This is a genomic window from Pseudomonas sp. ABFPK, assembly GCF_001586765.1.
In the GTDB taxonomy this organism is placed as follows: Bacteria; Pseudomonadota; Gammaproteobacteria; order Pseudomonadales; family Pseudomonadaceae; genus Aquipseudomonas; species Aquipseudomonas asiatica.
In genome coordinates this window covers 49,670-66,009 of record NZ_LQXW01000001.1, presented here as the reverse complement: position 1 = coordinate 66,009, position 16,340 = coordinate 49,670, and the positions used below count along the sequence as shown (strand labels likewise).

Sequence of the window (16,340 nt, the reverse complement as noted above, 5' to 3'; positions counted from 1 at the left end):
CGTAGGGGTGTGGCACGGCCTTCGGCTGCCTTGAATTCCCTGACTGCCTTGCCGGCACGCCCGCTGGCGGCCCGCGCCTGCGCGCTCGTCAGGGGCAAACGTGCCCACGGCCAGGGGAATGGCTGTGTGACAAAGAAAGGAGAAACACGGTGAACATTACACAGTTGAAAGCGGCCCTGCCGCGTGAATTGCTAGCGTCGGTGGTGGTCTTCCTGGTGGCACTGCCGTTGTGCATGGGCATTGCGATCGCCTCTGGCATGCCGCCGGCCAAAGGCCTGATTACCGGCATTATCGGCGGTATTGTCGTTGGTTTCCTCGCCGGTTCGCCGCTGCAGGTCAGTGGCCCGGCCGCCGGTCTGGCGGTATTGGTATTCGAGCTGGTACGCCAGCACGGCATGGCCATGCTCGGGCCGATCCTGCTGCTGGCCGGCTTGCTGCAGTTACTGGCCGGGCGCCTGCGCCTGGGCTGCTGGTTCCGGGTTACCGCTCCGGCGGTGGTGTACGGCATGTTGGCGGGGATTGGCGTGCTGATCGTGCTTTCGCAGGTGCATGTGATGTTCGACACCGCGCCGCAGCCATCCGGCATGCAGAACCTGCTGGAGTTCCCGGCGACCGTGGCCGCCGCCCTGCCGCAGGAAAGCGCCGGCTCTGGTTGGATGGCCGGTGCGCTGGGCCTGGGCACCATCGCCATCATGTGGAGCTGGGAGCGGCTGCGACCGCAGCAGCTGCGCTTCGTCCCGGGTGCCCTGCTGGGTGTGTCGGCCATGACGGCCATCAGCATCTGGCTGGCTTTGCCGGTGAACCGCGTACAGGTGCCGGCCGACCTGTCCGAGGCCATCGACTGGATCCGCCCTGGTGACCTGATGCAACTGGCCGACCCTACCTTGTTGGTCGCCGCTTTTGCCCTGGCCTTCATCGCCAGTGCCGAAACCTTGTTGTCGGCTGCAGCGGTTGACCGCATGCACAGCGGCCAGCGTTCGGACTTTGATCGTGAGCTGTCGGCCCAGGGCATCGGCAACATGCTGTGCGGGGTGCTCGGTGCGTTGCCGATGACCGGGGTGATCGTGCGTAGCTCGGCCAACGTGCAGGCAGGTGCGCAGACCCGGGCTTCGGCGATCTTCCATGGCCTGTGGCTGCTGGCGTTCGTTGTGGCGTTGAGCAGCGTGCTGCAGCAGATCCCGGTGGCGAGCCTGGCGGGTGTGCTGGTGTTCACCGGGGTCAAGCTGGTGGATTTCAAGGCGTTTCGTGGGCTGGGCCGCTATGGCCGCATGCCGATGTTCACCTACGCGGCGACGGCGCTGGCGATCATCTTTACCGACCTGCTGACCGGTGTATTGCTGGGCTTTGCCCTGACCTTGCTGAAGCTGGCACTGAAGGCGGCGCGGTTGAAGATCAACCTGGTCAGCCTGGAAAAGGCTGGACACATGGAGCTGCGGTTGAGTGGCGCGGCTACCTTCCTCAAGGTGCCGGCGCTGACCCAGGTGCTGGATAGCGTGCCGGCGGGGACCACGCTGCATGTGCCGCTGGGTAACCTCAGCTATATCGACCACTCGTGCCTTGAGCTGCTTGAGGATTGGGGGCGCAGTAATTCGGCCAATGGGTCGCGGTTGCTGATCGAGCAGCGGCGCTTGAAGCGGCGGATCGAGGGGCGGATGCGGACTACGGCGGGGGTTGGGGCCTGAAGCTGAAAGTCTGTATCGCCTGAACTGGCCTCTTCGCGGGTAAACCCGCTCCCACAGGTACTGCACAGGCCATGAACCCTGTGGAGTACCTGTGGGAGCGGGTTTACCCGCGAAGAGGCCGGGACAGGAACTTCAGGCCGGTTGGCCCAGCTCCACCCCTAACTGCCGTGACAGGCACGGCCAGCGCTTCCAGGCCGCGCCCGTTTCCGGGCTGCTCAATTTCTCGCGGTAGGCCTCCACCGACTCCACCGCGAAGCTTTCGTCGTTCAACATTTCATCCACCGAGTGGTGCACCACTTCATCCAGCTGGTTGGCAAACGTCTCGCCAATCAACTGGTGGGCAATCAGGTTGGCGACGGTGGTGTCGACCGGGATCAACGGTTGCTGGAAGTGACGGATGTACAGGTCGTTCACCTCTTCCACCAGGCGGTGCGCCAGGTAGGCCTCATCCAGCAGGCAGTCCAGGCCCACATGCCCTTGCATCAGGCTGGGCGGCTGCAGGAAGTAGGCTTCGGCGATTTTCAGTACAGGTTTGATCTGCGATTCGATCCCGGCCTCGCGGGCGACCTCATGGGCGGCCTCCAGCAGTTCCGGAACCTGGTCGATGTAGGCGCTGACGAAGCGCGCCAAAGTACCCTGGGCGTCCTGCTCAGGCAGTTGGATCGAGGGGTGCAGGTGGGGCAGTTGCAGCTCGAGACGCTTTTTCAGTTGGCCGGTCTGGCCTTCGTGTTGATGGGCTTGGCTTACCTGCTCGCGTACAGCAGCGATGTTCATGACAACTCCAGGGACATTACGTTTCAAACGGAAGACACTAAATTAGCTCGGTATACAGAATACCTAAGACGCATTTGTTATAAGTTCGCGCAAACGTGTGCATGCTCAGGCATATCGAAAAGCCATTATTGTGCCATGCCGTGTCAAGCGCGCGGTTTTCAGGCCATTCAGCCATTTCATGAAGTTCATTTCACGGGCTTCGTTGCGTGCCGTTGGTCGCTGTCTATACTCCCGGTGAACGTGATTCGTTGATGAGGCCCGACTGCTTTTAGCAGGGGCTCGGTCGTCGAAGCCAGGTAGTCTTGACCACCGTTCCCTCTTGCCGCAGGCCACGCCTCCGGGACTACAAGAACGAGAAGGGGAACCCGCAATGATGCGACATCCACATGTCTGGATGGGCCTCCTGTTGTGGTCGGTTTTTGGTCAGGCCAACGCCGCCTGGACCGTGAACATGCACCCAGGCGCGACGGAAGTCTCCAACGCCGTCTTCGACCTGCACATGACCATCTTCTGGATCTGCGTGATCATCGGCATCGTTGTCTTTGGCGCGATGTTCTGGTCCATGGTCATCCACCGCCGTTCCACCGGCCAGCAGGCTGCGCATTTCCACGAGCACACCTGGGTGGAAATCCTCTGGACCGTGGTCCCCTTCCTGATCCTGGTAGCCATGGCCATCCCGGCCACCAAGACCCTGATCGACATCTACGATGCCAGCGAGTCGGACATTGATATCCAGGTTACCGGCTACCAGTGGAAGTGGCACTACAAATACCTTGGCCAGGACGTGGAGTTCTTCAGCAACCTGGCCACCCCCACCGAGCAGATCCACAACAAGGCACCCAAGGACGAGCACTACCTGCTCGAAGTCGACCAGCCGCTGGTGCTGCCGGTGGGTGCCAAGGTGCGCTTTCTGGTGACTGCTGCCGACGTCATCCACTCCTGGTGGGTGCCGGCCTTCGCGGTCAAGCGTGATGCCATCCCCGGCTTCGTCAACGAAGCCTGGACCCGTATCGAGAAGCCCGGCATCTACCGCGGCCAGTGCACCGAGCTGTGCGGCAAGGACCACGGTTTCATGCCGGTGGTGGTCGAGGTCAAGTCCAAGGCTGACTACGACACCTGGCTGGGCGAGCGCAAGGCTGAAGCTGCCAAGCTCAAGGAGCTGACCAGCAAGGAATGGACCCTGGAAGAACTGGTGGAACGTGGTGACAAGGTCTACCACACCACCTGCGTGGCCTGTCACCAGGCCGAAGGCCAGGGCCTGCCGCCGATGTTCCCTGCGCTCAAGGGCTCGAAGATCGCCACCGGGCCGAAGGAAGCCCACCTGGGCATCGTCTTCCACGGCAAGCCCGGCACTGCCATGGCCGCGTTCGGCAAGCAGCTCTCGGAAGTCGACATCGCCGCCGTGGTCACCTACGAGCGCAACGCCTGGGGGAACAACAAGGGTGACATGGTCACGCCGAAGGACGTGCTGGCGCTGAAGCAGGCTGAAGCGCAATGAACCGGGTTACTCGCGGCAATCAATGGATTGCAGGAGACAGGACATGAGTGCAGTGATCGACGACCACGCCCACGGCCATGACCATGCGCACGGCCCGGCCAAGGGCCTGATGCGCTGGGTGCTGACCACCAACCACAAGGACATCGGCACGATGTACCTGTGGTTCAGCTTCATGATGTTCCTGCTCGGCGGCTCGTTCGCCATGGTGATCCGCGCCGAGCTGTTCCAGCCTGGCCTGCAGATCGTCCAGCCGGAGTTCTTCAACCAGATGACCACCATGCACGGCCTGATCATGGTGTTCGGTGCGGTGATGCCGGCCTTCGTCGGCCTGGCCAACTGGATGATCCCGCTGATGATCGGCGCGCCCGACATGGCTTTGCCGCGGATGAACAACTTCAGCTTCTGGCTGCTGCCGGCAGCTTTCCTGCTACTGGTCTCGACCCTGTTCAGCCCGGGCGGCGGGCCCAACTTTGGCTGGACCTTCTACGCCCCGCTGTCCACCACCTACGCGCCGGCCAGCGTCACCTTCTTCATTTTTGCCATCCACCTGATGGGCGTCAGCTCGATCATGGGCGCGATCAACGTGATCGCCACCATCCTCAACCTGCGTGCCCCAGGCATGACCCTGATGAAGATGCCACTGTTCGTCTGGACCTGGCTGATTACCGCATTCCTGCTGATTGCGGTGATGCCGGTGCTGGCCGGCGTCGTGACCATGATGCTGATGGACATCCACTTCGGTACAAGCTTCTTCAGTGCCGCCGGCGGTGGTGACCCGGTGCTGTTCCAGCACGTGTTCTGGTTCTTCGGCCACCCCGAGGTGTACATCATGATCCTGCCGGCCTTCGGCGCGGTCAGCTCGATAATCCCGGCGTTCTCGCGCAAGCCGCTGTTCGGCTACACCTCGATGGTATACGCCACCGGCGCCATCGCCTTCCTGTCGTTCATCGTCTGGGCCCACCACATGTTCGTGGTCGGTATTCCCGTGGTCGGCGAGCTGTTCTTCATGTACGCCACCATGCTGATCGCCGTGCCTACCGGGGTGAAGGTGTTCAACTGGGTCAGCACCATGTGGGAAGGCTCGCTGACCTTCGAAACGCCGATGCTGTTCGCCATCGCCTTTGTCATCCTGTTCACCATCGGCGGATTCAGCGGGCTGATGCTTGCCATCGCTCCAGCGGACTTCCAGTACCACGACACCTACTTCGTGGTGGCGCACTTCCATTATGTGCTGGTGCCTGGGGCTATCTTCGGCATCTTCGCCTCGGCCTACTACTGGCTGCCGAAATGGACTGGCCACATGTATGACGAAACCCTGGGCAAGCTGCACTTCTGGCTATCGTTCATCGGCATGAACATGGCCTTCTTCCCCATGCACTTCGTGGGGCTGGCCGGCATGCCACGGCGAATCCCCGACTACAACCTGCAGTTCGCCGACTTCAACATGGTGTCGTCGATCGGCGCGTTCATGTTCGGTGCCACGCAGATCTTCTTCCTGTTCATCGTCATCAAGTGCATCCGCGGCGGCGCGCCGGCACCGGCCAAGCCATGGGATGGCGCCGAGGGCCTGGAGTGGTCGATCCCTTCGCCTGCGCCTTATCACACCTTCCAGACGCCACCGGAAGTGAAATAGGAACCGTGCCATGAGCGGCCTTTCGCTGAAACGCCTGGTGTTGCGCCTGCTGATGCTGACGGTGGTGATGTTCGCCTTCGGCTTCGCCCTGGTGCCCATCTATGACGTGATGTGCAAGGCCTTCGGCATCAACGGCAAGACCGGTGGGCAGTATGAAGGCAGCCAGGTCAGCGATCCGACGCGTTCGGTGCGGGTGCAGTTCATGTCGACCAATGCCAGCGACATGGTCTGGGACTTCTATTCCACCGCAGACCAGCTGGAGGTCAACCCGGGTGCGGTGAACCAGATGATTTTCATCGCCCACAACCCGACCGATCGGCCGATGAGTGCGCAAGCCATCCCCAGCATCACCCCGGCCGAGGCTGCGGCGTACTTCCACAAGACCGAGTGCTTCTGCTTCACCCAGCAGGTGCTGCAGCCCGGCGAACGCATCGAGATGCCGGTGCGCTTCATTGTCGACCGCGACCTGCCGGCCAGCGTGAAGCACCTGACACTGGCCTACACCTTGTTCGACATCACCGCTCGCCACCCGCCGGTCGCGCATGTCGCGGTTCAGGACGTCCAGGGCGCCCGTTAAGGGAAGGAGAACAGCAATGGCAAGTCATGAGCACTATTACGTTCCGGCGCAGAGCAAGTGGCCGATCATCGCCACCATCGGCATGTTCATCACGGTGTTCGGCCTGGGTACCTGGTTCAACGACATGAAGGCCGGTCACCCCGAGTCGCACGGGCCGCTGATCTTCTTCATCGGCGCGTTGTTCCTGGCCTACATGCTGTTCGGCTGGTTCGGTTCGGTGGTGCGGGAGAGCCGCGCGGGGCTGTACAGCCCGCAACTGGACCGCTCGTTCCGCTGGGGCATGAGCTGGTTCATCTTCTCCGAGGTGATGTTTTTCCTGGCCTTCTTCGGTGCGCTGTTCTACGTGCGCGTGCTGGCCGGGCCGTGGCTGGGCGGTGAAGGGGCCAAGGGTGTTGCGCACATGTTGTGGCCGACCTTCGAATTCACCTGGCCGCTGCTGCACACGCCCGACCCGAAACTGTTCCCGCCGCCCAAGGAAGTGATCGACCCGTGGCACCTGCCGCTGATCAACACCATCTTGCTGGTCAGCTCCAGCGTGACCATCACCATCGCCCACCATGCCCTGCGTCGCGGCCACCGTGGCCCGCTGAAATTCTGGATGGCGCTGACCATCGTCCTGGGCGCCAGCTTCATCGCGTTGCAGGCCTACGAGTACCACGAGGCCTATACCAAGCTGGGGCTGACGCTGGGGTCGGGTATCTACGGCGCGACGTTCTTCATGCTCACCGGCTTCCACGGCGCCCACGTGACATTGGGCACGATCATCCTGATCGTGATGTTCGTGCGCATCTTGCGCGGGCATTTCAACCCGGAGAAACACTTTGGTTTCGAGGCGGCCAGTTGGTACTGGCACTTCGTCGATGTGGTGTGGGTGGGGTTGTTCATCTTTGTCTATGTGTTGTGAATAGAGAACCCTGTGGGAGCGGGCGCGCCCGCGAATGCGTCGGTACATTCAACATCGCATTCGCGGGGATGCCCGCTCCCACAGGGTCAGGTGAAAACTTCAGAAGGGGGCGTGTGAGACCAGCTGACCGCTGATGAAGCCCCAGGCCACCAGGCCGATGGTGAGGGCCGCCAGGGTCACCCGCACGGTCAGTGCCTTCAGCAAACGGGTCGAGTTTTCATCGTCCTTGACCAGAAACACCAGGCCGCTGAACAGGCTGGCAATCGTGGCCAACAGCATCAGGACAATCGCGGCCTTGAGCATGGCGATACTCCGGGGGGATGCGGTGATGTGGATAAGTATAGCGATCGGCCCGACGAGGCTCCGATGAGGCCGTTTCGTCCGGGCTGGGTACCAACCCTGGTGGTGCTTGCGCTGCTGCCGGGGCTGATCGCGCTTGGCTGCTGGCAACTCGGCCGTGCCGAGGAAAAGCGCGTGCTGCTGGCCGCCTATGCCGAGCGGCGGGTCGAAGCGCCCGTGGCCACGGCCCAGCTGACAGCGAACCAGGACAATGCCTTCCGCCGCGTGCATCTCTATGGCCGCTTCGACGCCGAGCACAGCTTGCTTCTGGACAACCGCATGCGTGACGGCCAGGCCGGTGTCGAACTGCTGCAACCCTTCCATGACCAGGCCAGCGGCGTGTGGCTGCTGGTCAACCGCGGCTGGCTGCCTTGGCCGGACCGCCGCGTGCCGGTGCATTTCGATACCCCTGCCCAGGCGTTGGCGTTGGACGCTTCGGTGTATGTCGCGCCTGGTAGCACGTTCCAGCTGCACCCCGACCCTGCAGGCGGCCAGTGGCCGCACCTGCTGACTGCCGTGGATGCCGCGCAGCTATGGCAACAGCTCGATCGCGATGGCTTCGCCCATGAGCTGCGCCTGGAACCCGGCCCGGCGACCTATCGCCTGGACTGGCCGGTCGTTGCCATGGGCCCGGAAAAACACCTGGGTTACGCCGTGCAATGGTTTGCCCTGGCAACCACTTTGGTACTGCTCTACCTCTACTTCGGCTGGCACCACAACAAGGAGAAACGTCATGGCCACCGCCACTCCACTGGAAGTGCCTGAACGCAGCAAACCCAGAGCCCGCGGGCGTTTGCAGCTGCTGCTGATTCTGCTGGTGGTGCTCGGGCCGATGGTTCTGGCCACCAGCATGTACAAGCTCAAGTTCTGGGTGCCGGACGGCCGCAGCTACCACGGCGTGATGATCGGCAACGGTGAGAGCCTTTCCGATCTCGGCGTGGCGGGCCAGGACGAGCGCTGGCAGCTGCTGGTGAGCACACCCACAGCCTGTGCCGAGGATTGCCAGCGGCTGGTGTACCTGGCCCGGCAGATCCAGGTCGGCCTGGGCCGTGATGCCAGCCGTGCCAGCCATGCCCTGGCGGCCGCCCAGCCGGCAAGTGCCGATTACCAGGCGTTGCTCGGCCGCGAATACCCACAGTTGCAGCGTTACCCGCTGGATGCGCAACGCTACCTGCAAAAGGTCGGCGAGACCGGCCCGCAGCTGTGGATCGTCGACCCACACGGCAACCTGGTGCTGCGCTACGACGCCAAGGTCAACGGCAAGCATGTGCTGGACGACCTGCGCCACCTGCTCAAGCTGTCCAACATCGGCTAGGAGCCTGCCATGGCCAGACCCGGATTCCGCCTTGCTGTGTTCGCCACCTTGCTGGCACTGCTGGTCGTCCTGCTCGGTGCCTATACCCGCCTGACCCACGCCGGCCTCGGCTGCCCGGACTGGCCGGGTTGCTACGGCTTCATCAGCGTGCCCAAGAGCGAAGCGCAGCTGGCTCATGCCGAGCTGCATTTCCCCGAACATCCGGTGGAAGCCGCCAAGGGCTGGGCCGAGATGGTCCACCGCTACTTCGCCGGCACCCTGGCGATGGTGATCGCCCTGCTCGCCTTGCAGGCGCTGCGCCGGCATGCCCGCGATGGCCAGCCTTACCGCCTGCCCTTGCTGCTGCTGGGCGTGGTGCTGGCCCAGGCAGCCTTCGGCATGTGGACGGTCACCCTCAAGCTGTGGCCGCAGGTGGTCACCGCGCATCTACTCGGCGGCTTCACTACCCTGAGTTTGTTGTTCCTGTTGTCCCTGCGTCTGTCCCGGGCCTTTGCGCCTTTGCCAAAGCTGCCATTGAGCCTGCGCCGGATCGCCGCGCTGGCCTTGCTGGTGGTGATCGGCCAGATCGCCCTGGGCGGCTGGGTCAGTGCCAACTACGCGGCCGTCGCCTGCATCGACCTGCCCACCTGCCACGGCCAGTGGTGGCCGGCGGCGGACTTCAGCAACGGGTTCCATCTGACCCAGCACGTCGGGCCCAACTACCTGGGTGGGCAACTGGACAGTGATGCGCGCACGGCCATCCACATCAGCCACCGCCTGGGTGCACTGCTGGTGACCTGCGTGCTGCTGATGCTCAGCTGGAAGCTGCACCGCTGCGGCCTCCCTGGCCTGGCGCGGCTGGTGCTGCTGGCGCTGGTGGTGCAAGTCGGCCTGGGCATCAGCAATGTGCTGCTGCACCTGCCGCTGGCCGTGGCCGTGGCGCACAACGCTGGTGGGGCGCTGTTGCTGCTGAGCATGGTGCTGGTGAACTACCGCATCCGCGTGGTCGACAAGGTTCGCGTGGGTGTCGGCCATGGCTGGCGCCTGCGGCCTGTGGCTGGCGTGGGCATCTCCCACCACATGAGGAATGATTCGTGGCGACGCTTCTGAGCGCACAGAGGGCCAGTTGGCGTGACTACCTGGAGCTGACCAAGCCCAAGGTGGTGGTGCTGATGCTGATCACCTCGCTGGCGGGCATGTTCCTTGCCACCCGTGCGGGTGTCAGCTGGAGCGTGCTGCTGTTCGGCAACTTGGGCATCGGCTTTTGTGCAGGCGGCGCGGCGGTGGTCAATCATGTGGTGGACCGACGCATCGACGCTCTGATGGCGCGTACCCACAAACGGCCGCTTGCCCAGGGCCGGGTCGAGCCGCTGCCGGCGCTGCTGTTCGCCCTGGCGCTGGCGCTACTTGGCATGGCCCTGCTGCTGGTGTTCACCAACGCCCTCACCGCCTGGCTGACACTGGCTTCCCTGCTCGGTTATGCGGTGCTCTACACCGGTTTTCTCAAGCGCGCTACGCCACAGAATATCGTCATCGGCGGCTTGGCTGGCGCCGCCCCGCCGTTGCTGGGCTGGGTGGCGGTCAGTGGGCATGTCAGCGCCGAGCCCCTGCTGCTGGTGCTGATCATCTTCGCGTGGACCCCACCACACTTCTGGGCCTTGGCCATCCACCGCAAGGAGGAATACGCCAAGGCCGATATACCGATGCTGCCGGTGACCCACGGCGAGCGCTACACCAAGCTGCATATCCTGCTGTACACCCTGGTATTGCTGGCGGTGAGCCTGCTGCCGTACGCCATCCACATGAGCGGCCCGCTGTACCTGGCCTGTGCCCTTGTACTGGGCCTGCGCTTCCTGCAATGGGCATGGGTGTTGTACCGTGGCAGCCGGCCGCACGCAGCGATCGGCACCTTCAAGTACTCTATCGGCTACCTGTTCGCGCTGTTCATCGCGTTGCTCCTCGACCACTACCTGTTGCTGAACCTATGACCCGAACCCAGAAAACCGTCTTCATCCTCGTTGCCCTGGTCGCGTTGATCCTGGGCCTGACCGTCAACAAGGTGCTCAATGGCCGCGACCAGCCCAACCCCACCGAGCTGATCGATGCCGGCATCATCCTGCTGCCGCAGAGCCGTACCGTGGCCGACGTGACCATGACCAACCAGGACGGCCAGCCGGTGCAACTGGATGACCTGAAGGGCAAATGGTCGTTGCTGTTCTTCGGCTACACCTACTGCCCGGACATCTGCCCGACCACCCTGGCCCAGCTGCGCCAGGTGAAGAGCGAGCTGCCCAAGGAGGCCGTCGACCGGCTGCAGGTGGTGCTGGTGAGCGTTGACCCGAACCGCGACACGCCGAACCAGCTGAAGCAGTACCTGGGTTATTTCGACAAGGATTTCGTCGGGGTGGCGGGGTCGATCGAGGATACCCAGAAGCTGGCCAATGCCTTGAGCATTCCGTTCATTCCGGCCGACACCAGCAAGCCGGGGTATACCGTGGATCACAGCGGCAACCTGGCGGTTGTGGGGCCGGATGGGCGTCAGCGCGGGTTCATTCGGGCGCCGTTCAACAACCAGAAGCTGGTGGCGCAGTTGCCTGGGCTCGTGAAGCGGGATTGAGTTAGCCCCAAAAGCTTCGCGGGTAAACCCGCTCCCACAGGTACAGCGTAGGCCGTGAGCCTTGCGCTATCCCTGTGGGAGCGGGTTTACCCGCGAAGAGTCCAGCGCGATGTGACGGCTTAGAACGCCGGAACCACAGCGCCTTTGTACTTCTCGTTGATGAACTGCTTCACCTCAGGCGAGTGCAGCGCAGCAGCCAGCTTTTTCATGGCGTCCGAGTCCTTGTTGTCCGGGCGGGCAACCAGGATGTTCACGTAAGGCGAGTCGCTGCCTTCGATTACCAGGGCGTCTTTTTCCGGGTTCAGCTTGGCTTCCAGCGCGTAGTTGGTGTTGATCAGGGCAGCATCGACCTGGGTCAGCACGCGCGGGATGGTGGCCGCTTCCAGCTCACGGAACTTCAGGCTTTTCGGGTTCTCGGCAACATCCTTCACGGTGGACAGGATGTTCTTGTTGTCCTTCAGCTTGATCACACCGGCCTTGTCCAGCAGCAGCAGCGCGCGGCCGCCGTTGGTGGCGTCGTTGGGGATGACCACGGTGGCGCCGGAGGACAGCTCGTCCAGCTTCTTGATCTTGGTCGAGTACACGCCCAGCGGCTCGATGTGCACGCCGGCAACGCTCACCAGGTTGGTACCCTTGGCCTTGTTGAACTCATCCAGGTACGGCTGGTGCTGGAAGAAGTTGGCGTCCAGGCGCTTTTCCGCCACCTGCACGTTCGGCTGGATGTAGTCGGTGAATTCCTTGACCTTCAGCTCCACGCCCTCTTTCGCCAGAACAGGTTTGACGAAGTTGAGGATCTCGGCGTGCGGAACCGGGGTAGCGGCAACGGTCAGGGACTCGGCGTGGGCCGAGAAGGCCGCGACAGCGGCGACAACAGCAAGCAGCTTCTTCATTGATCACTCCTTGTGAGGGCCGCGACGGCCCCCGAACGGGTCGGCCGGGCCGACCCCATTGGGGTTACTTACGGGAAAAATGCACGACCAGTTTGTCGCCCACGCTCTGCAGGACTTGAACCAGTACCAGCAACAGCACCACTGTGACGACCATCACGTCGGTCTGGAAACGCTGGTAGCCGAAGCGGATGGCCAGGTCGCCCAGGCCGCCGGCACCGACCACACCAGCCATGGCAGTGTACGAAACCAGGGTGATGGCGGTTACGGTAATGGCGGCGAAGATGCCCGGGCGAGCTTCCGGCAGCAGTGCGCTGGTGATGATCTGGCGGGTGGTGGCGCCCATCGACTGGGTGGCCTCGATGATGCCGCGGTCCACTTCACGCAGGGCGGTTTCCACCAGGCGCGCGAAGAACGGCGTAGCACCCACCACCAGCGGCGGAATGGCGCCGGCTACGCCCAGGGAAGTGCCGGTGATCAGCACAGTGATCGGGATCATAACGATCAGCAGGATGATGAACGGCAGCGAGCGCAGGATGTTGACGATCAGCGACAGCAGCGCATACACACCCTTCTGTTCGAACATCTGCTTTGGCCCGCAGAGGAACAGCAGCACGCCCAGCGGCAGGCCGAGCAGCACGGTGAAGAACAGCGAGCCGAACAGCATGATCATGGTGTCGACGCTGGCCAGCCAGATTTCGGCCCAGTCGACGTTGGCAAAGAAATTCAGGGCGTCCATCAACGCAGTACCTCCATATGTACGTCAGCTGCCTTGAAGCGGGCGAACGCCGCTTCCATGTCACCGCCGATCAGGGCGAGGGTGAGCTGGCCATAGGGGACATCCTTGATGCGGTCGATACGCCCGGCGAGGATGCTGTAGTCCACGCCGGTTTCGCGGGCCACGGTGCCCAGCAGCGGCGCATAGGTGGCGTCGCCCTGGAAGGTCAGGCGCACGATACGGCCCGGCACGTGCGCGAAGTCGTCACGCTGCTCGCCTTCGTCAACCTGCTCGTCTTCCTGGACGAAGCGCTTGGTGGTGGGGTGCTGCGGGTGCAGGAACACCTCGGCCACCGAGCCCTGCTCGACGATCTGGCCGGCGTCCATCACTGCCACGCGGTCGCAGACCCGGCGGATCACGTCCATTTCGTGCGTGATCAGCACAATGGTCAGCTTCAGCTCACGGTTGATTTCGGCCAGCAATTGCAGGACCGAGGCGGTGGTTTGCGGGTCGAGGGCGCTGGTGGCCTCGTCGCACAGCAGGATCTTCGGGTTGGTGGACAGGGCGCGGGCGATGCCGACGCGCTGCTTCTGGCCACCGGACAGCTGCGCCGGGTACTTTCTGGCGTGGTCGGAAAGGCCGACGCGGGCCAGCAGCTCGGTCACGCGCTTGTCGATTTCGCTGCGCGACAGCTCGCCGGCCAGGGTCAGTGGCAAGGCGACGTTGTCGGCGACAGTCTTGGAGGCCAGCAGGTTGAAGTGCTGGAAAATCATCCCGACCTGCTGACGGAAACCGCGCAGCTGGCTCGCGTTGAACGCGGTAACGTCTTCGCCGTCGACGATGATCTTGCCGCCGGAAGGCTCTTCCAGGCGGTTGATCAGGCGCAGCATGGTGCTCTTGCCGGCGCCGGAATGGCCGATCAGGCCGAACACCTGGCCATCTTCGATGGTCAGGCTGGTCGGATTCAGTGCGGGGATTTCCCTACCGGCGACGCGGTAGGTCTTGTGTACCTGTTGGAACTCGATCACGTAGCGAACCTTGTGGGGCGCATGGAATTTGGGTCAGCGGTTAGCTGGGGTCGCGCATTTTAGCCTTTTCCCATAGCTGTTCTTAGCATTTATTTCGTAATGCACCAATCCTTCGGGCATATCGCGACAACCGGTAATCCTGATTGAACGCTCGGCAAAGCCTCCCGGTCACTACTTGCACACAGCCCGAAACGGGTATGCCTTAAGACTGACGAGGAGAGCCGATCATGCCCAGCAAGAACACGGACGCGCCAAAGCACAGCGAGGCCGCTGGCACCCAGACCCCGGACCGGGCCAATACCAACGCCAAGTTGCAGAGCCTGGAGGCTGACCGAAGCGATGCCACAGGCAGTGCGTTGCGTACCAACCAGGGGGTGCGCATCGCTGACAATCAGAACACGCTCAAGGCGGGGGATAGAGGCCCCTCGTTGCTCGAAGATTTCATCATGCGCGAAAAGATCACGCACTTTGACCACGAGCGCATTCCTGAGCGCATCGTGCATGCGCGAGGAACAGGGGCGCATGGCTATTTCCAGAGCTATGGCAACCACGCCGAGCTGACCAAAGCCGGCTTCCTGCAGGACCCGGAGAAAGTCACGCCCGTCTTCGTGCGATTTTCCACGGTACAAGGCCCGCGCGGCTCAGCCGACACCGTGCGTGACGTGAGGGGCTTTGCTGTGAAGTTCTACACCGACGAGGGCAACTTCGACCTGGTGGGCAACAACATGCCGGTGTTCTTCATCCAGGATGCGATCAAGTTCCCGGATTTCGTCCACGCCGTAAAGCCGGAGCCGCACAACGAGATCCCGACCGGCGCTTCGGCCCATGACACCTTTTGGGATTTCGTCTCGCTGGTACCGGAGTCGGCTCATATGGTCATGTGGGCGATGTCGGACCGCGCTATCCCGCGCAGCTTGCGGATGATGGAAGGGTTCGGGGTGCATACGTTCCGCCTGATCAACGCCCAGGGCGTAGCCAGTTTCGTCAAATTCCACTGGAAACCGCGCCAGGGTGTGCACTCCTTGCTATGGGACGAAGCGCAGAAGCTGGCAGGCAAGGATGCTGATTTCCAGCGTCGCGACCTGTGGGAGACTATCGAGACGGGTGATTACCCTGAATGGGAACTGGGTGTGCAGATCGTGCCGGAAGCCGACGAGCACAAATTCGATTTCGACCTGCTGGACCCGACCAAGATAATCCCGGAAGAACTGGTGCCGGTTACACCTTTGGGCAAGATGGTCCTGAATCGCAACCCGGACAACTTCTTTGCCGAAGTGGAGCAGGTCGCGTTCTGCCCGGCTCATATCGTGCCTGGCATCGACTTTACCAACGACCCTTTGTTGCAGGGACGGCTGTTCTCCTACACCGACACGCAGCTTAGCCGCCTCGGCGGGCCCAACTTCCACCAGATCCCGATCAACCGCCCCGTCGCTCCTAACCACAACAACCAGCGTGACGCCTTGCATCAGCATCTGGTGCACAAGGGTCGCGCATCCTACGAGCCCAACTCCATCGACGGTGGCTGGCCGAAGGAAACGCCACCAGCCGCGCAGGATGGCGGCTTCGAGAGCTACCAGGAGCGTATCGATGCGCACAAGATCCGCCAGCGCAGCGATTCGTTCAGCGACCATTTCTCGCAGGCGCGGTTGTTCTTCCAGAGCATGAGCCCGACCGAGCAGCAGCACATCATCAAGGCTTACAGCTTTGAGCTGGGCAAGGTGGAGCGGGAGACGATCCGTGCTCGGGAAGTGAATGAGATTCTCGCCAATATCGACCTGAAGCTGGCGGCTGCGGTTGCTGCCAACCTCGGTTTGCCTGCACCGAGCGCAGGCACTGTGCAAGTGAAGGGAAGCCAGCTTGCGCAGTCGCCTGCCCTGAGCCAGATGAACCACCCGGGCTCGGTTGGCATCAAGGGGCGCAAGATTGCCGTGCTGGTGGCAGATGGCGTAGACGCTGCCAGCGTGGACAAGCTGGTCAAGGCTCTGGAGGCGCACAGTGCCCGGCCGATGCTGCTTGGGCCGACCTCGGCACCGGTGACTGCCGCGGACGGTAAGCAACTGCCGGTGGATGCCTCCATGGAAGGGATGCCCTCGATCATGTTTGACGGGATTGTCGTGCCAGCGGGCAAGGCCTCGACCGATGCGCTGGCAGGCAGTGGTTTGGCCAAGCACTTCCTGCTGGAGGGCTACAAACACCTGAAGGCGATGGTGGTGACCAAAGAGCTTTTGGGCAGCTTGGGGCTGAAAGAAGACAAGGGGTTGCTGCTGGGGGACGAGCAGAAGACCGTGGATGCCTTCGTCAAAGCGGTAGAGGGGCATCGGGTGTGGGAGCGGGAGGCGGCTGCGGAGGCTGTGCCTGCCTAAGGGGCTGCTTTGCAGCCCATCGCGAC

At 62.8% G+C, this 16,340-nt stretch carries 16 protein-coding genes; 11 read left to right on the top strand and 5 right to left on the bottom strand.

Annotated features, from left to right (window positions below; genetic code table 11):
• Positions 1–149: 149 nt before the first annotated feature.
• Positions 150–1,682, top strand: coding sequence for a SulP family inorganic anion transporter (locus tag WM94_RS00310; RefSeq protein ID WP_061550178.1), 1,533 nt, complete (start codon positions 150–152; stop codon positions 1,680–1,682).
• Between the two features lie 132 nt (positions 1,683–1,814).
• On the opposite strand, the gene WM94_RS00305 is transcribed toward WM94_RS00310, so the two are convergent.
• A complete protein-coding gene (locus tag WM94_RS00305; protein WP_061550177.1) occupies positions 1,815–2,456 on the bottom strand; it encodes a hypothetical protein in 642 nt (213 codons plus the stop codon).
• Between the two features lie 370 nt (positions 2,457–2,826).
• Between WM94_RS00305 and coxB the strand changes: the two genes are divergently transcribed.
• The 4 genes from coxB to WM94_RS00285 are packed head-to-tail and all read left to right on the top strand — an operon-like array spanning position 2,827 to position 7,068.
• Positions 2,827–3,954 carry a cytochrome c oxidase subunit II gene (coxB, locus tag WM94_RS00300; protein ID WP_015268462.1) on the top strand — a complete coding sequence of 376 codons (1,128 nt, stop codon included), beginning with the start codon at positions 2,827–2,829 and terminating at the stop codon, positions 3,952–3,954.
• 43 nt (positions 3,955–3,997) lie between these two features.
• Positions 3,998–5,587, top strand: a complete 1,590-nt coding sequence (gene ctaD / locus WM94_RS00295) for a cytochrome c oxidase subunit I (RefSeq protein WP_061550176.1) — start codon at positions 3,998–4,000, stop codon at positions 5,585–5,587.
• Between the two features lie 10 nt (positions 5,588–5,597).
• Complete coding sequence (locus WM94_RS00290; protein ID WP_039612408.1) at positions 5,598–6,164, top strand: cytochrome c oxidase assembly protein; 567 nt, start codon at positions 5,598–5,600, stop codon at positions 6,162–6,164.
• A gap of 16 nt (positions 6,165–6,180) precedes the next feature.
• Positions 6,181–7,068, top strand: a complete 888-nt coding sequence (locus tag WM94_RS00285; protein ID WP_003258926.1) for a cytochrome c oxidase subunit 3 — start codon at positions 6,181–6,183, stop codon at positions 7,066–7,068.
• A gap of 99 nt (positions 7,069–7,167) precedes the next feature.
• Here the strand turns inward: WM94_RS00285 and WM94_RS00280 are convergent, their stop codons facing one another.
• The gene (locus WM94_RS00280) at positions 7,168–7,371 is read right to left on the bottom strand and encodes a twin transmembrane helix small protein (RefSeq protein WP_003258925.1); all 204 of its coding nucleotides are present in this window, start codon (positions 7,369–7,371) and stop codon (positions 7,168–7,170) included.
• A gap of 63 nt (positions 7,372–7,434) precedes the next feature.
• Between WM94_RS00280 and WM94_RS00275 the strand changes: the two genes are divergently transcribed.
• Genes WM94_RS00275 through WM94_RS00255 form a run of 5 tightly spaced genes read left to right on the top strand, consistent with a single transcriptional unit; the run spans position 7,435 to position 11,318 of the window.
• The gene (locus WM94_RS00275; RefSeq protein WP_061550175.1) at positions 7,435–8,172 is read left to right on the top strand and encodes an SURF1 family protein; all 738 of its coding nucleotides are present in this window, start codon (positions 7,435–7,437) and stop codon (positions 8,170–8,172) included.
• Positions 8,141–8,722: a hypothetical protein gene (locus WM94_RS00270; RefSeq protein ID WP_023660931.1), complete on the top strand. Its 582-nt coding sequence runs from the start codon at positions 8,141–8,143 to the stop codon at positions 8,720–8,722. The genes WM94_RS00275 and WM94_RS00270 overlap by 32 nt, the downstream gene beginning before the upstream one ends.
• A 9-nt stretch (positions 8,723–8,731) precedes the next feature.
• Entirely contained in the window at positions 8,732–9,811 is a 1,080-nt protein-coding gene (locus tag WM94_RS00265) for a heme A synthase (RefSeq protein WP_015268468.1), read from the top strand.
• The gene (gene cyoE / locus WM94_RS00260; protein WP_013970304.1) at positions 9,796–10,689 is read left to right on the top strand and encodes a heme o synthase; all 894 of its coding nucleotides are present in this window, start codon (positions 9,796–9,798) and stop codon (positions 10,687–10,689) included. Before WM94_RS00265 ends, cyoE begins: the two co-directional genes overlap by 16 nt.
• On the top strand, positions 10,686–11,318 hold the full coding sequence (locus tag WM94_RS00255) for an SCO family protein (RefSeq protein WP_013970305.1): 633 nt from the start codon (positions 10,686–10,688) through the stop codon (positions 11,316–11,318). The genes cyoE and WM94_RS00255 overlap by 4 nt, the downstream gene beginning before the upstream one ends.
• Positions 11,319–11,437: 119 nt before the next feature.
• Here the strand turns inward: WM94_RS00255 and WM94_RS00250 are convergent, their stop codons facing one another.
• The 3 genes from WM94_RS00250 to WM94_RS00240 form a co-directional block, all read right to left on the bottom strand.
• Positions 11,438–12,208 carry a MetQ/NlpA family ABC transporter substrate-binding protein gene (locus tag WM94_RS00250; RefSeq protein WP_013970306.1) on the bottom strand — a complete coding sequence of 257 codons (771 nt, stop codon included), beginning with the start codon at positions 12,206–12,208 and terminating at the stop codon, positions 11,438–11,440.
• A gap of 64 nt (positions 12,209–12,272) precedes the next feature.
• Complete coding sequence (locus WM94_RS00245) at positions 12,273–12,944, bottom strand: methionine ABC transporter permease (protein WP_013970307.1); 672 nt, start codon at positions 12,942–12,944, stop codon at positions 12,273–12,275.
• Positions 12,944–13,951, bottom strand: coding sequence for a methionine ABC transporter ATP-binding protein (locus WM94_RS00240; RefSeq protein ID WP_003256960.1), 1,008 nt, complete (start codon positions 13,949–13,951; stop codon positions 12,944–12,946). The genes WM94_RS00245 and WM94_RS00240 overlap by 1 nt, the downstream gene beginning before the upstream one ends.
• A gap of 227 nt (positions 13,952–14,178) precedes the next feature.
• Between WM94_RS00240 and katE the strand changes: the two genes are divergently transcribed.
• The gene (gene katE, locus WM94_RS00235) at positions 14,179–16,314 is read left to right on the top strand and encodes a catalase HPII (RefSeq protein WP_061550174.1); all 2,136 of its coding nucleotides are present in this window, start codon (positions 14,179–14,181) and stop codon (positions 16,312–16,314) included.
• The last annotated feature ends 26 nt before the right edge of the window (positions 16,315–16,340 follow it).

Coding starts and splice junctions, on each gene's coding strand:
- WM94_RS00305 (WP_061550177.1), bottom strand. CDS start 2,456: ATGAACATCGCTGCTGTACGCGAGCAGGTAAGCCAAGCCCATCAACAC.
- coxB (WP_015268462.1), top strand. CDS start 2,827: ATGATGCGACATCCACATGTCTGGATGGGCCTCCTGTTGTGGTCGGTT.
- ctaD (WP_061550176.1), top strand. CDS start 3,998: ATGAGTGCAGTGATCGACGACCACGCCCACGGCCATGACCATGCGCAC.
- WM94_RS00290 (WP_039612408.1), top strand. CDS start 5,598: ATGAGCGGCCTTTCGCTGAAACGCCTGGTGTTGCGCCTGCTGATGCTG.
- WM94_RS00285 (WP_003258926.1), top strand. CDS start 6,181: ATGGCAAGTCATGAGCACTATTACGTTCCGGCGCAGAGCAAGTGGCCG.
- WM94_RS00280 (WP_003258925.1), bottom strand. CDS start 7,371: ATGCTCAAGGCCGCGATTGTCCTGATGCTGTTGGCCACGATTGCCAGC.
- WM94_RS00275 (WP_061550175.1), top strand. CDS start 7,435: ATGAGGCCGTTTCGTCCGGGCTGGGTACCAACCCTGGTGGTGCTTGCG.
- WM94_RS00270 (WP_023660931.1), top strand. CDS start 8,141: ATGGCCACCGCCACTCCACTGGAAGTGCCTGAACGCAGCAAACCCAGA.
- WM94_RS00265 (WP_015268468.1), top strand. CDS start 8,732: ATGGCCAGACCCGGATTCCGCCTTGCTGTGTTCGCCACCTTGCTGGCA.
- WM94_RS00255 (WP_013970305.1), top strand. CDS start 10,686: ATGACCCGAACCCAGAAAACCGTCTTCATCCTCGTTGCCCTGGTCGCG.
- WM94_RS00250 (WP_013970306.1), bottom strand. CDS start 12,208: ATGAAGAAGCTGCTTGCTGTTGTCGCCGCTGTCGCGGCCTTCTCGGCC.
- WM94_RS00245 (WP_013970307.1), bottom strand. CDS start 12,944: ATGGACGCCCTGAATTTCTTTGCCAACGTCGACTGGGCCGAAATCTGG.
- katE (WP_061550174.1), top strand. CDS start 14,179: ATGCCCAGCAAGAACACGGACGCGCCAAAGCACAGCGAGGCCGCTGGC.